This is a genomic window from Mycobacterium sp. 1245111.1 (assembly GCF_001673405.1).
In the GTDB taxonomy this organism is placed as follows: domain Bacteria; phylum Actinomycetota; class Actinomycetes; order Mycobacteriales; family Mycobacteriaceae; genus Mycobacterium.
Genome location: NZ_LZLV01000153.1, coordinates 160,327 through 173,461 on the forward strand (window position 1 = coordinate 160,327; position 13,135 = coordinate 173,461).

A 13,135-nucleotide genomic window follows, 5' to 3' on the forward strand; every position below is an offset into this window, starting at 1 on the left:
CTCGCATCATTAGTCGTCGCAGGCTTGCGGCGCTATTCGCGCCTTAGCCGCGACTCGACGAAGCGCACGAGCTCTTCCCACTCCCGGACCGCCGCGGCGAAGGGAGCGGTGGGTTTGCTCGTCGAGTCGGGTTCCAGGACATAGGCGACCAGTTTGCCCAGCGGCTCGTCGATGTCGAGCGCCTTGTCGATCGTGCTGTCTTCGGAGTAATCCCCGAGATCGCGCAGGAACTCCACGGCCAGCTCGAGTTGCTCGTGGTCGACCGCGTCGGGACCGGCCGCGAAGTCGTCGGCCAGCCCGCTCAGCACGTACACGTTGTCGTCGGTGATGTCGACGTGCAGCGAGCCGTCGGTGGCCGCCGTGCGGATGTCGTCATAGGTGCTCAGGTCCGACAGGTCATGGTCGTGTTCGTCGGCCAGGTAGCGGGCCAGCGCGCGTTCCGAGCTGAACACGCTGATTCTTCCGTTGCGGCCCAAGAAGATTGGGCGTTCGTCGAAGTAGCAGCGCAACGTGTAGACGGTGCTGGTACCGGTCATGATCGTGATCGGGTCGATGCCGACCTTCGCCCAGAAGTCCTCGTCGGCGCCGAGCACCACCTCGTCACCGGCCGCCCGGTGCGCCTCGGTGTGGTCCTCGACCGCAGTCTCGGGCTCCACTTCTTCGTCGACGGTCTCCGCCTCGGTCTCGAGCTCTTCTTCTTCGACGGGCTCGGCCAACTCGGCCGCGGCGGCCTCCGCGACTTTGGCGTCCACGTCGGGGATGCTGACGATGTTGTCGACGGCGCCGAGCACGTCGTCCCAGCCCCGCCCGACGACGTCGGCGATCGCGTGCCAGCGCTTGAGCCCGGCCTTGCCGGTGAAGTGATCGATGCCGCCACTCAGCGAGCCCAGCGTCGGGTTGCCGTTGAAGAACTTCATCACCGCCGGCAGCTCACAGACCGAGCCGATCGAGGAGACGATCGTCAACGCGTTGGCCAGCGTTGCCACCGACTCCTCGGTCGGCTTCTCCGAAACCACATCTTCGACCGCGACCAGGTCGAAATGCTTGTCCTCGGCGGGCTCCAGCTTGTGGGCGTTGGCCTCGGTCAGCGCCTGCCACGACGGATGATCGACGAGATCGTTGTCCTTATTGGTGCGCACGAACGCAACCAGGTCCGCAGGAGTCTCGAAGGTGTAGAGGTCTTCGTCCTTACCCAGGAACGCCTCCCACTCGTCACCGGCGTCGCGCCAGCGGGGCGCCCACACGGTGTAGCGGTCGCCGTCGGTCAGGCTCAAGCGGATAGGCACGAGGTCAGCAGCCATGCGGCACACAATAGCGACGGGCGCCCACCGGACCGGGGTCAGGCACCCCAGATGCCGGTGATCGCGGGGGCTCTGGTCGCGTAGCCGAGCTTGGGCAGCCCGTACATCTGCTCGAGGGTGGACAGCACGTTGTAGTGGCTGATCGTCTGGTCGTAGGTGCCGGGCCGGACGCCGGCGCCGTAGATCACCGTCGGGATCTGGTTGCGCGACGTGTTGTCGTCCTCGTCCCAGGTCAGTATCAGCAGGCTGTTGTTGGCCCGCGCCCACGAGGCGTACTGCGAGAGGTTTTGGTACAGCCACTGGTCGCCCTGCGCGATCGACCCGTCGTGCATGTCGTTGTCGAGGTTCGGGATGACCATCGAGACGGTCGGCAGGCTGGCGTAATTCGCCGGCGCCGGAAACGCGGAGAACGGCAGCGACCGGTTCGCGGGGATGTTGGTGAAGCTGGCCCATGGCACGTGCTTGCGGGCATATTTGCCCGCCCGGCAATCCTCGGAGCCCGGCGCGGGCAGGCTTTCGGCGAAGCCCACGAACGTGTAGCCGGCCCCGAGTAGCTGCGAGCCGAGGTTGGGTTGGTTGCCGGCGTTGACCGGGCAGACGTTGTCTTTGACCAGGGTGTCGCCGGCGAACAACGCGTAGTAATTGGGTTCGCTGGGATGCACCTCGGCGAAGGACTGCGACATCATCGCGCCGCCGGCGGCCAGCTGGTTGATGAACGGGGCCGCCTTGTTGCCGATGATGTTGGACTGCGAGCGGTTCTCCTCGACCACGATCACGACGTGGGCGGGGGTCGGGACCGCCGCGGCGGTCATGTCGACCGGCTCGTCACCCGTGTGAGGCGGGGTCGGCCACCACATCGCCGCGGTCGCGACCGTCAGCACGCCGAACAGGCTGAGCGCTCGATCTCGCCTGCCCGTGCGGGCCGGTCGGCGTTGCATGGCGGCAGTATATGAGCAGTTCGGAGGCCCAGTCGGGACGCGCGGGGCCGTGTCGTTCTCGGCTTTCCTGAGAAATTTTTACAACTTTGCCGTATTGCGTGGCGGGCCCCCTTACGATTCAGCCACGCAGGGTCGGGGGTGCCGTCCGCGGGCATGGAGGTTTGCGATGACGGTTGCGATGACGGCTGCGCGGACTCGCTCGATGGGTGTCGTGATGGCGGCGGCCGCGTGCGCCACCGCGATGAGCATGACACCGGCCTTCCAGTCCGGGGTGCGGGCGTTGATGGCCGAGGTCGGTCTGGTCGCCAACGAGGGCTGGATCATGGGCGGCACCGGCAACCCGTTACCCGACTCGAACTACCTGAGCAGCGTCGAGCAGCTTTACCTGCCGTCGGGCTACAGCTACCAGGCGCTGGAGACTCCAGAACAGTTCTGCCCGATCATCTGCTCGCCGACACAGGACAACCTGAACTTCGGGGATTCGGTGACCAAAGGCGTCGATGCGCTTAACGGCGCTCCGAAGCTGGCGCTGGACGCGGGCACCAACGAAGTCTCGGTGCTCGGCTACTCGCAGAGCGCGACCGTCGCCACGGTCTGGATGAACGAACTCATCAACAGTCACGATCCCAACTTGGACAACCTGCACGTCACGCTGCTCGCTGACCCGAACAACCCGGTCAGTGGCATCCTGGACCGCTTCCAATTCCCGGATGGCGTCGGCCAGTTCAGCCTGGATCCTGAGCCGCAACACGTTCCGTTCCTCGGCATTCCGATGGGCCTGGACCCGACACCGACCACCGGCATCGACACCGACATCTACATCGGCGAGTACGACGGCTGGGCCAACTTCCCGTCCGACCCGCTCAATCTGTTCGCGGTGGGCAACGCGCTGCTCGGCATCGAGACCGTCCACCCCTACTACCCCGACCCCGATCCCGGCGTGAACCTCGACGTCGACCACATCATCGACCTCGGCAAGATCGGTGACACGAACTTCTACGCGATCCCCGCGCCGCTGCCGTCGCTGGCGTTCATGTACGACGGCGGCCCGGCCGGGCGCTTCTTCTACGACAGCTTCAACCCGTTCGCGAGCCTGGTGAACAACTGGGGCTACGGCAATCCCGGCGACCCGGACGCGGGCGTCGGGATCCCCGGCGCCGATCCGATCGGGGTGGCCGGACCCTGGCAGGTCGACGCCTACGGCCAGCTGGCGCTGTCCGACGGTGCCGGCTTCTTCGACAAAATGGATCCGCTGCAGATGCTAGCCGGCGTGGAATATGCTGCGGCGCATACGGTTATCGACCCAATCAACGACCTGCTGGCCGATGCCGGGCAGTCCCCACTGCCCGCGTCGTTCGTCGATGCCCTGCTCTCCCCATACGACCTGACTAACCAGCTGGACGTGTCGCTGCTGACGTCGTGGGCTGATCTGACGGCTAGCATGCCGTCGGTGGCCCCGGACGTGATCTTCGACGGCTCGCCGCTGATCTCCGGGCAGCCGCTGGTCGACCTGGTCGGCTACGGGTTCGACGTCTTCAACTTCTTCGGCGCCTAGGAGCGCGCAGACGGTAGGGTCACGTCGCGTGGACGTGCGTGTGGTGAACCACCCGTTGGCCGCGGTGCGGCTGGCCGCCCTGCGCGACGAGAGCACCGACAACGCCGGATTTCGCGTGGCCCTGGGTGAGCTGTCCCTGATGCTGGTCTACGAGGCGACCCGCGACGTGCCACGCCAAACCGTCACCGTGCGTACGCCGTTGGCCGAAACCGCCGGGGCGCAGCTCGTCACGCCGCCGCTGTTGGTGGCGGTGCTGCGGGCCGGGCTCGGCATGGTCGAGTCGGCCCAGGTGCTGTTGCCGGAAGCGTCGGTGGGGTTCGTCGGCGTCGCCCGTGACGAGGAAACCGCGTTGCCCACACAGTATTTGGAGTCGCTGCCCGACGATCTGGCCGGCCGGCCGGTGATCGTGCTCGACCCGATGCTGGCCACCGGCGGCTCGATGAAGCACGCCGTCGGCCTGTTACAGCAGCGCGGCGCCGACAATGTGACCGTGGTGTGTGTGGTCGCGGCCCCGGAAGGCATTGCGGCACTGGAGAAAGCAGCGCCGCAGGCACGCCTGTTCACCGCGGCGGTCGACGACGGCCTCGACGACAACGCCTACATCGTGCCCGGCCTCGGCGACGCCGGCGACCGTCAGTTCGGCCCGCGCTGAGCTACCAGTCTTTGACGGTGGTCGTGAGCTCATCGCGCAGCGCGTCGGCACGACCACGGTCGCCGGACCGGACCTCGACGTAGAACTTGACCTTCGGTTCGGTGCCTGACGGTCGCACCACCACCCGGGCCGTCGTATCGCCGTCGCTGCCGGTGAAGATCAACGCGTCCGTTCTCGGCAGCAGATCCGTTGTGGTGACCTCGAATCCGGCGAGCCGGTCGGGCGGCGTAGCCCGCAGACGGCGCAGCAGCGCGGCGGCCTGGTCTGCGTCGGAGACAGGACGCGACACCGCGGCGCCGCTGTGCACCCCGAAGCGCTGGGCCAGGTCGTCGAGCGCATCCAGTACCGATCGCCGCGATTGCCTGAGCGTTGCGACCAGATCGCACACCAACACCGCGGCGCTGATGCCGTCCTTGTCGCGCACCGCCGCCGGGTCGACGCAATGTCCGATGGCTTCCTCGTAGGCGTACACCAGCGTGCTGCCGGGTAGATCGGCGTCGGCGCGGGCCAGCCACTTGAAACCGGTCAACGTCTCGACATGTCGGGCGCCCCAGTACGCGGCGATCGCCGCGAGCATCCGCGACGACACCACCGTGGAGGCCACCACGGCGTTCGCCGTGCTGGCCTGCGAAAGGATGTAATCGCCTAGCAGCCAACCGGTTTCGTCGCCGGACAGCATCCGCCAGCCGGTTGTGGTGGGGACGCCGACCGCACATCGGTCGGCGTCGGGGTCGAGCGCGATAGCGACGTCGGCGTCGACGTCGGCGGCCAGCGCCAGCAGCGCGTCGGTGGCGCCGGGTTCCTCGGGGTTGGGGAAGCTGACGGTGGGAAAGTCGGGGTCGGGCGTGAACTGACTCGCGACGGTGTGCACGTCGGTGAGGCCGGCGCGCCGCAGCGTCTCGACGGCCACGCCGCCGCCCACCCCATGCAGAGCGGTCAACGCCACCCGAATCGGGCCCGAGCTCGAGCGCCGGACGCCGGCGGCCCGGTCGATGTATTGCTCGACGAGCGTGGAGTCGGCGGGCTCGACGGAAGTCCGGGCGATCTCGTCGGCGAATGGTGCCGCGGCGATGGCATTTTCGATCTCACGGTCGGTGGGGGAGACGATCTGGATGCCGCCGTCCAGGTACACCTTGTAACCGTTGTCGGCGGGTGGGTTGTGCGACGCGGTGATCTGAACTCCAGCCGCCGCGCCGGTCAGCCGGACGGCGAATGCGAGCACCGGAGTGGGCGCCGGATGGGGTAGCAGCGTCACCGAAAAGCCCTCGGCGGCAAGCACTTCAGCCGCAGCGGTGGCGAAGGAGGCAGACCCGTGTCGAGCATCGCGGCCGACGATCACGGTCGATCCGGCAAGTCCGCGGGCATCGAGCACCCGCGCCAGCGCCCAGGTGGCACGTAACACCACCGCGAGATTCATCGCGTCCGGCCCGCCGCGCAATGGGCCCCGAAGTCCGGCGGTGCCGAATGACAGCGGGTGGGAAAACCGCTCCGCCAGTTCGTCTTTGCCGCATCGGGCGAGTTCGGCGGCCGTCACGGGGTCGGGGTCGTGCGCTATCCAGTCCTCCGGATTCACGTGGTCCCGCTACAGCCGGGCGACCACGTCGGCCAGCAGCGAACCCATCCGGGCCGCCGAGTCGGCGCCGGCCTCGAGCACCTCGATGTGGCTGAGCGGCTCGCCGGTGATTCCCGCCGCCATGTTGGTGACCAGCGAGACTCCGAGCACCTCGGCGCCGGCGGCCCGAGCGGCGATCGTCTCGTGCACGGTGGACATCCCGACCAGGTCGGCACCCAACGTGCGCAGCATCCGGATCTCGGCGGGGGTCTCGAAGTGTGGGCCCGGCAGCCCGGCGTAGACGCCTTCGGCAAGCCCCGGCTCGACCTGGCGGGCCAGCGCCCGCAGACGTGGCGCGTACGCGTCGACCATGTCGACGAACTGGGCCCCGACCAACGGAGACCGCGCGGTCAGGTTGAGGTGGTCGCTGATCAGCACCGGCTGGCCCACGGCTAAGTCCTCTCGCACCGCGCCGGCGGCGTTGGTCAGCACGACCACGCGGGCGCCCGCCGCGCACGCGGTGCGCACCGGGTGGACCACGTGCTGCAGGTCATGGCCTTCGTAGGGATGCACGCGACCGGCCAACACCAGGACGCGGTGACTGCCGATGCCCACCGACAGCACCTGGCCGGCGTGCCCGGCCGCCGACGGCGGGATGAATTCCGGTATCGCGGCCATCGACAGCATCGCGGTCGGCGGGCCGAGGGCGGCCACGGCCGGCGCCCAGCCGGAACCCAGCACGATCGCTACGTCGTGTTCGCCGATGCCGACCTTGTCGGCGATGAACTGCGCTGCGGTTTCTGCGAGCACAGTGGGCAGCCTAATCGGCACCCCGCCTGCTGAGTTGGTCCAGCGCGCGCAGGAAGACGTCGCGCTCGATCGCGGAAAGCTGGCCCAGCCACTGCTCCTCGCCGCGCTGGATGTCCGCCTGCACCGCGTCCTTGATCGAGCGGCCGGAATCGGTGATGGCCAGCAGGCGTGCTCGACGATCGTCGGGGTCGGGCATCCGCTCGATGTAGCCGTGGCCCTGCAGCTCGTCAAGCGTCGGGATGATGCGCGTCTTGTCGGCGCCGATCGCCTCGGCGAGCGCGGCCTGGGTACGGATCGGCGAGCGGTCCAAGGCGCTCAGCACGATATAGCCCCACATCGACACGCCGTGCGCCGCCAGCACCGGCATCTCGGCGGCCAGCGTCTGGCGACCCAGCTCCGCCAGCATCTCCGCGAGGTCCCGTCGCGCGGCCTTTCGCACCATCCGGCGATGATAAGGCTGGACATACAATAAGCGAGCGCATACGATAAGCGGATGCCTATAAATACTGATCTTCGACCCTTGCATCGAATCGCTGTCTTGTCCTCGGTCGACGTCGTCTCGGCCGTCACCACCGCCGATCTGTCCAGGCCGACGCCCTGTGCCGGCTGGAACCTCGCCGACCTGCTCACCCACATGACCGTCCAGCACCGTGGATTTGCCGCCGCCGCACGCGGTCACGGCGCCGACGAGGCGGTATGGCAGACCGGCACCGTCGACCAGGAAGTGGCGGTCGATCCCGGTGGCACCTACGCGGCGGCCGCCGCTGACGTCATCGACGCGTTCGCGGGCGACGGCGTGCTCGAATCGTCGTTCGTGCTGCCCGAACTCGGGGCCGATGCGTCCTTCCCGGGCGAGATGGCGATCGGCTTCCACTACATCGACTACGTGGTGCACGGCTGGGATGTGGCCCGCACGCTGGGCCGGTCCTACGAGCTTCCCGCCGACGTGCTGGCGGCCGCGGTGCCGTTGGCGTTCTTTGTGCCCGACGGCGACTTCCGTGCCATCGAGAACGCGCCGTTCGGCCCGGCCATCCCGTCGGTGGATTCGACCAGCGACTTCGATCGCATCCTGGCCCATCTCGGCCGGTCACCACAGTGGACCGCGGCAGCGGTCGCATGACGACGACGTGGCGCACCCGGGTGCGAACCGCCGGGTGGGATGACGCGAGATTCGTCCCGGCGCAGGCTTGGCTTCGCGCCGAAGAGCGCATACGCACGCCGCGCGACATGTGAGAGCCGCGGCGGTGAGATACTGCGACGATGGCTTCCACTCCGGCGCTCGATCGCGTCGACGACACGGTGCGGCGTCGCAGCACCGACCTCGTCGAGTTGTCGCACGCGATCCACGCCGAGCCGGAGCTGGCCTTCGCCGAGCACCGCAGTTGCGCCAAGGCTCAAACTCTGGTGGCCGAACGCGGATTTGAAATCACCGCGGCGGCGGGCGGTTTGGATACCGCGTTCCGCGCCGACTTCGGCAGCGGCCCGCTGACCGTCGGCATCTGCGCCGAGTACGACGCGCTGCCCGACATCGGTCATGCCTGCGGCCACAACATCATCGCCGCGTCCGCGGTAGGTGCTGCGTTGGCGCTGGCCGATGTCGCCGACGAACTGGGTCTGAGGGTTTCGCTGCTCGGCACTCCAGCCGAGGAATTCGGTGGCGGAAAAGTGTTGCTGCTCAACGCCGGAGTCTTCGACGACCTGGCGGTGTCGGTGATGGTGCATCCGGGTCCGGTGGACATCGCGGCTGCGCGGTCGCTGACGTTGTCCGCGATCCGGGTGACGTACCGCGGCAAGGAATCCCACGCCTCGGCTGCGCCGTTCCTGGGCATCAACGCCGCCGACGCGGTCACCGTGGCGCAGGTGGCGATCGGGCTGCTGCGTCAGCAGTTGGCCCCCGGCCAGCAGATGCACGGCATCGTCACGCAGGGCGGGTACGTGGCCAACGTCATCCCCGCGCACACCGAGTTGCAGTACACGATGCGGGCCACCGATGCGTCGTCGCTGGCCGACCTGGAAGCCAAACTGGGCGACTGCTTTCTGGCCGGCGCGGTGGCCACCGGCTGCGACTACAGCATCGAGCAGACCGAACCGATGTACGACGCGCTCAATCCCGACCCGTGGCTGGCGGAGGCCGTCCGCGAGGAGATGACCCGGCTCGGCCGCTCGCCGCTCGCGAAGGAGTATGAGGCGGCGGTGCCCCTGGGCAGCACCGACATGGGCAACGTCACCCAGTTGCTGCCCGGTATCCACCCGATGGTCGCCGTCGACGCGGGCGGTGCGTCGTTGCACCAGCCCGACTTCACCGCGGCGGGCGCCACTCCCAGCGCCGACAAGGCCGTCGTCGACGGCGCAATCATGTTGGCGCGCACGGTGGTTCGGCTGGCCGAGTCGCCGGAGCAGCGCGACCGGGTGCTGGCCGCGCAGGCACAACGGGCGGCGTCATGAGCCTGTCCGACATCGCCACCACATGGCTGGCCAGGCACTACGACGACCTGGTCGCCTGGCGGCGGCACATCCATCGCTACCCGGAGCTCGGTCGTCAGGAATTTGCCACCACGCAGTTCGTCGGCGAGCGGCTGGCCGAGGCCGGGCTCAACCCAAAGGTGCTGCCCGGCGGCACCGGGCTGACCTGCGATCTCGGCCCCGACCAGGAGCCGCGCATCGCGCTGCGGGCCGACATAGACGCGCTGCCGATGGCCGAGCGGACCGGCGCCCCGTACACCTCGACGATGCCCAACGCCGCGCATGCCTGCGGCCACGACGGGCACACCGCGATCCTGCTCGGGACGGCGCTGGCTCTGGCGGGCGCCCCGGAGTTGGCGGTCGGTGTCCGGCTGATCTTCCAGCCCGCCGAGGAGCTGATGCCCGGGGGTGCGATCGACACGATCGCCGCCGGTGCGATGACCGGGGTCGGCCGGATCTTCGCCTTGCACTGCGACCCCAGGTTGGCGGTCGGCAAGATCGCGGTGAAGCCGGGCCCGATCACCTCGGCGGCCGACATGGTCCATATCAGCCTGACCTCCGCGGGCGGGCACACCTCGCGGCCACATCTGACCGGCGATCTGGTCTACGGGATGGGCACGCTCATCACCGGGCTACCCGGCGTGCTGTCGCGCCGCACCGATCCGCGCAACAGCACCGTGATGGTGTGGGGGGCGGTCAATGCCGGCGTGGCGGCCAACGCGATTCCGCAGCACGGCACGCTGGACGGCACGGTCCGCACCGCCAGCCGTGAGGCCTGGCTGGGCATGGAGGACATCGTCCGTGAGACGGTGACGTCGTTGCTGGCGCCGCTGCACGTCGAGCACACCCTGCAGTACAACCGCGGCGTCCCGCCGGTGGTCAACGAAGAGGTGTCGACGCGCATCATCATCCATGCCATCGAGGCGATCAGCCCGGATGCCTTGGCCGACACCAAACAATCCGGCGGCGGCGAGGACTTCTCCTGGTATCTCGAGGAAGTGCCGGGCGCGATGGCCCGCCTAGGGGTGTGGTCGGGTCGCGGGCCACAGCTGGACCTGCACCAGCCGACGTTCGACCTCGACGAGCGCGCGCTCGGCATCGGCCTGCGGTTGATGGTGAACATCGTCGAGCAGTCCGCCCGCGTCTAGCTGGCAGCTGGCCGCGGGCTATTCGCCGTGGCCCGGGCCGACGTTGCGGGCCGGGCAGGTGCGGATCTTGTGCACGTATTCGCTTGGCGCGCCGGCTATTTCAGCGGCGTCGGCCATCACGCCGATGTAGCGGGCCGACGGTAAACCGCCTTCCCAGGCGTCCACCACATACAGCCAGGCCAGAACCGGATCGGTCGTGGTGTCCGACGACAGCCGTTCCACCCGGCAGCGGATCTTCTTGTGGATGCCGAGCTCGGCGCCCTCCCATCGGTCCAGGGCGTTCTCGTCGGCCGGCGTCATGTCGTAGAGCACCACGAAGACCTTCGACGTCGGATCCTCGACCACGGTGGCCAGGGCGCCCTCCCAGCCGATGTCCTCCCCGCCGAACGTCAGGCGCCAGCCGTGCAGCCAGCCGGTTCCTGCCATCGGGGAATGGGGTGCACGCTGTTGCATCTGCTCGGGATGCATGTTCGAGCCGTAGGCGGCGTAGAGCGGCACGGGGAAATCTTAAACGGCGTGCGCTGACGCGGCGCATATCCGCAACGTTCGTTAGGTTATGTGACGTGGCGACCCGCATCGTGATCATCGGGGGAGGACCGGCCGGTTACGAGGCGGCGCTGGTCGCGGCGGCACGCAGCGCCCACGTCACCGTCATCGACTCGGACGGTATCGGCGGCGCGGCGGTGCTCTTCGACTGCGTGCCGTCGAAGACCTTCATCGCGTCGACCGGCGTGCGCACCGAACTGCGCCGCGGTCCGCATCTGGGCTTCGACATCGACATCGAGGCCGCCAAGATTTCGCTGCCCGAGATCCATCAGCGCGTCAAACGGCTGGCCGCCGACCAGTCCGCGGACGTCAAAGCACAGCTGCTCGGCGCCGGCGTCGACGTGGTCGAAGGCAAGGGTGAGCTGGTCGACACCACCCCCGGTCTGGCCACTCACCGCGTGCAGGCCACCGCGCCGGACGGCACGACGAGCTGCTACGACGCCGACGTGGTGCTGATCGCGACCGGTGCCAGCCCCCGCGAGCTGCCGACCGCGCGGCCCGACGGCGAACGCATTCTGACCTGGCGTCAGCTCTACGACCTGGACGCGCTGCCGGATCACCTGGTCGTGGTCGGCTCCGGTGTCACCGGTGCTGAATTCGTGCACGCCTACACCGAATTGGGCGTCGACGTGACGGTGGTGGCCAGCCGCGACCAGATCCTGCCCTACGAAGACGCCGACGCCGCCGCGGTGCTGGAGCGGATCTTCTCCGAGCGCGGCGTGAGGCTCGTCAAGAACGCCCGGGCCGACTCGGTGACCCGCACCGATTCCGGCGTGCTGGTGACCCTGGCCGACGGCCGGACCGTCGAGGGCAGCCACGCGCTGATGACGATCGGCTCGGTGCCTAACACCGGCAACCTCGGTCTGGAACGCGTCGGCATCGAACTCGGGCGTGGCAATTACCTGACCGTGGACCGGGTTTCGCGGACATCGGTGTCCAACATCTACGCCGCCGGCGACTGCACCGGGCTGCTGCCGCTCGCCTCCGTCGCCGCGATGCAGGGCCGGATCGCGATGTGGCATGCGCTCGGCGAGGCCGTCACGCCGATCCGGCTGCGGACGGTCGCGGCCGCGGTGTTCACCCGGCCCGAGCTGGCGGCGGTGGGAGTTCCGCAGTCGGCCATCGACGACGGATCGGTGCAGGCCCGCACGATCATGCTGCCGCTACGAACCAATGCGCGGGCCAAGATGTCGGGCCTGCGGCACGGCTTCGTCAAGCTCTTCTGCCGACCGGCCACCGGTGTGGTGATCGGCGGCGTGGTGGTGGCGCCGATCGCGTCGGAGCTGATTCTGCCGATCGCGATGGCCGTGCAGACTCGCCTCACCGTCAACCACCTGGCGCAGACGCTGAGCGTGTACCCCTCGCTGTCGGGTTCGATCACCGAAGCGGCGCGACGGCTGATGGCGCATGACGACCTGGATTAATCCAGCCAGGTAGCCTTGTGACCGCGACCTACCGACGAGTAACCGACAGGAGACCCGTGCCGTGAGCGAGCCGAATCGCCTCCCGGCGAGCTTCTTGGGGCCCGAGCAACGCGCTTCGGCGTGGGAGCGCCTCGGCAGCGAGCAGTTCGACGTCGTGGTCATCGGCGGTGGCGTGGTGGGATCGGGATGCGCCCTGGACGCCGCGACCCGCGGGCTGAAGGTGGCGCTGGTGGAGGCCCGCGACTTCGCCTCCGGCACGTCGAGCCGGTCGTCGAAGATGTTTCACGGCGGGCTGCGTTATCTCGAGCAACTGGAATTCGGTTTGGTGCGCGAGGCGCTGTTCGAGCGCGAGTTGTCGCTGACCACCTTGGCGCCGCATCTGGTCAAGCCGCTGCCGTTTCTCTACCCGCTGACCAGGCGGTGGTGGGAGCGCCCTTACACGGCCGCCGGCCTGGTGCTCTACGACCAACTCGGCGGCGCGAAATCCGTTCCCGCGCAAAAGCATTTGACCCGTGCCGGCGCTCTGCGGTTGTCTCCGGGCCTGAAGCGCAGTGCGCTGATCGGCGGTATCCGCTACTACGACACCGTCGTCGACGACGCCCGCCACACCTTGACGGTCGTGCGGACCGCCGCGCACTACGGCGCCGTGGTGCGGTCGTCGACACAGGTGGTGTCGTTGCTGCGGGAAGGCGACCGGGTCACCGGCGTTCGGGTACGCGACTCCGAGGACGGCGCGATCACCGAGG

General features: G+C 68.5%; 13 protein-coding genes. 7 read left to right on the plus strand and 6 right to left on the minus strand.

What is annotated here, in order from left to right:
• Positions 1 to 32: 32 nt before the first annotated feature.
• Both A5658_RS26130 and A5658_RS26135 read right to left on the minus strand, forming a co-directional pair.
• Positions 33 to 1,301 carry a primosomal protein gene (locus tag A5658_RS26130; RefSeq protein WP_067342216.1) on the minus strand — a complete coding sequence of 423 codons (1,269 nt, stop codon included), beginning with the start codon at positions 1,299 to 1,301 and terminating at the stop codon, positions 33 to 35.
• Between the two features lie 38 nt (positions 1,302 to 1,339).
• On the minus strand, positions 1,340 to 2,158 hold the full coding sequence (locus tag A5658_RS26135) for an alkaline phosphatase family protein (protein WP_067342296.1): 819 nt from the start codon (positions 2,156 to 2,158) through the stop codon (positions 1,340 to 1,342).
• Positions 2,159 to 2,405: 247 nt separating this feature from the next.
• Here A5658_RS26135 and A5658_RS26140 point away from each other — a divergent pair, with 247 nt between their 5' ends.
• Positions 2,406 to 3,794 carry a PE-PPE domain-containing protein gene (locus A5658_RS26140; RefSeq protein ID WP_197503228.1) on the plus strand — a complete coding sequence of 463 codons (1,389 nt, stop codon included), beginning with the start codon at positions 2,406 to 2,408 and terminating at the stop codon, positions 3,792 to 3,794.
• A gap of 28 nt (positions 3,795 to 3,822) precedes the next feature.
• Positions 3,823 to 4,446 carry a uracil phosphoribosyltransferase gene (gene upp / locus A5658_RS26145; protein WP_067342219.1) on the plus strand — a complete coding sequence of 208 codons (624 nt, stop codon included), beginning with the start codon at positions 3,823 to 3,825 and terminating at the stop codon, positions 4,444 to 4,446.
• A gap of 1 nt (position 4,447) precedes the next feature.
• Here the strand turns inward: upp and A5658_RS26150 are convergent, their stop codons facing one another.
• From A5658_RS26150 to A5658_RS26160, 3 genes are read right to left on the minus strand one after another with little or no spacing between them, the layout of a single operon-like run.
• Positions 4,448 to 6,019 (minus strand): phospho-sugar mutase, encoded by a 1,572-nt coding sequence (locus A5658_RS26150; protein ID WP_067342221.1) that lies wholly within the window; start codon positions 6,017 to 6,019, stop codon positions 4,448 to 4,450.
• 9 nt (positions 6,020 to 6,028) lie between these two features.
• Positions 6,029 to 6,829, minus strand: a complete 801-nt coding sequence (locus A5658_RS26155) for a purine-nucleoside phosphorylase (protein ID WP_197503229.1) — start codon at positions 6,827 to 6,829, stop codon at positions 6,029 to 6,031.
• Entirely contained in the window at positions 6,819 to 7,250 is a 432-nt protein-coding gene (locus A5658_RS26160) for a MarR family winged helix-turn-helix transcriptional regulator (RefSeq protein WP_067342222.1), read from the minus strand. The genes A5658_RS26155 and A5658_RS26160 overlap by 11 nt, the downstream gene beginning before the upstream one ends.
• A 51-nt stretch (positions 7,251 to 7,301) precedes the next feature.
• On the opposite strand from A5658_RS26160, the gene A5658_RS26165 reads away from it, so the two are divergent.
• The 3 genes from A5658_RS26165 (at position 7,302) to A5658_RS26175 (ending at position 10,419) form a co-directional block, all read left to right on the plus strand.
• Positions 7,302 to 7,928: a TIGR03086 family metal-binding protein gene (locus tag A5658_RS26165; protein WP_067342224.1), complete on the plus strand. Its 627-nt coding sequence runs from the start codon at positions 7,302 to 7,304 to the stop codon at positions 7,926 to 7,928.
• Between the two features lie 140 nt (positions 7,929 to 8,068).
• Positions 8,069 to 9,253: a M20 family metallopeptidase gene (locus A5658_RS26170; protein ID WP_067342226.1), complete on the plus strand. Its 1,185-nt coding sequence runs from the start codon at positions 8,069 to 8,071 to the stop codon at positions 9,251 to 9,253.
• Entirely contained in the window at positions 9,250 to 10,419 is a 1,170-nt protein-coding gene (locus A5658_RS26175) for an amidohydrolase (protein ID WP_067342227.1), read from the plus strand. Before A5658_RS26170 ends, A5658_RS26175 begins: the two co-directional genes overlap by 4 nt.
• An 18-nt stretch (positions 10,420 to 10,437) precedes the next feature.
• Here A5658_RS26175 and A5658_RS26180 read toward each other — a convergent pair whose 3' ends face one another.
• Complete coding sequence (locus A5658_RS26180) at positions 10,438 to 10,917, minus strand: gamma-glutamylcyclotransferase (protein WP_067342232.1); 480 nt, start codon at positions 10,915 to 10,917, stop codon at positions 10,438 to 10,440.
• Positions 10,918 to 10,982: 65 nt separating this feature from the next.
• Between A5658_RS26180 and A5658_RS26185 the strand changes: the two genes are divergently transcribed.
• Together A5658_RS26185 and A5658_RS26190 are read left to right on the plus strand one after the other, a co-directional pair.
• Entirely contained in the window at positions 10,983 to 12,389 is a 1,407-nt protein-coding gene (locus tag A5658_RS26185; protein ID WP_067342235.1) for an NAD(P)H-quinone dehydrogenase, read from the plus strand.
• A 61-nt stretch (positions 12,390 to 12,450) separates the two neighbouring features.
• The coding region (locus A5658_RS26190; protein ID WP_156751656.1) for an FAD-dependent oxidoreductase at positions 12,451 to 13,135 on the plus strand (685 nt) is incomplete at its 3' end.

Excerpts from the sequence above, each read along its gene's own strand:
- A5658_RS26130 (WP_067342216.1), bottom strand. The coding sequence starts at position 1,301 with ATGGCTGCTGACCTCGTGCCTATCCGCTTGAGCCTGACCGACGGCGAC.
- A5658_RS26135 (WP_067342296.1), bottom strand. The coding sequence starts at position 2,158 with ATGTGGTGGCCGACCCCGCCTCACACGGGTGACGAGCCGGTCGACATG.
- A5658_RS26140 (WP_197503228.1), top strand. The coding sequence starts at position 2,406 with ATGACGGTTGCGATGACGGCTGCGCGGACTCGCTCGATGGGTGTCGTG.
- A5658_RS26160 (WP_067342222.1), bottom strand. The coding sequence starts at position 7,250 with ATGGTGCGAAAGGCCGCGCGACGGGACCTCGCGGAGATGCTGGCGGAG.
- A5658_RS26165 (WP_067342224.1), top strand. The coding sequence starts at position 7,302 with ATGCCTATAAATACTGATCTTCGACCCTTGCATCGAATCGCTGTCTTG.
- A5658_RS26170 (WP_067342226.1), top strand. The coding sequence starts at position 8,069 with ATGGCTTCCACTCCGGCGCTCGATCGCGTCGACGACACGGTGCGGCGT.
- A5658_RS26175 (WP_067342227.1), top strand. The coding sequence starts at position 9,250 with ATGAGCCTGTCCGACATCGCCACCACATGGCTGGCCAGGCACTACGAC.